Consider the following 250-nt stretch of genomic DNA (forward strand, 5'->3'; position numbering starts at 1 on the left):
CGCGCACGCCGCGACCGGCGGCGGGCTCCCCCGGGTCGCCGACCTCGCGCTGCAGGCGTTCAGCTCCCCGGCCGCGGACGCATCGCTGACCGCCGCGGCCGCCGCGGCGCCGTCGGCACACTCCGGGACGGCGCGGTCGCTGGCCGAGCCGCCGCCCCCGGTCGACGACGACGCGATCGTCGGCGCCGCGAACGGTGCGGTCGGCTCCGCGGTGACCGCCCGCGACGAGGCGCGCTCGCGAGGTACGGGA

The 250-nt window shown here is 81.6% G+C and carries 1 protein-coding gene; it reads left to right on the plus strand.

The annotated features are described in order from the left end of the window. On the plus strand, positions 1-250 hold a 250-nt coding region (locus tag FVA95_RS31300; protein ID WP_205016097.1), incomplete at both ends, for a hypothetical protein.

The organism is Pseudonocardia sp. EV170527-09, assembly GCF_008369905.1.
Lineage (GTDB): Bacteria > Actinomycetota > Actinomycetes > Mycobacteriales > Pseudonocardiaceae > Pseudonocardia.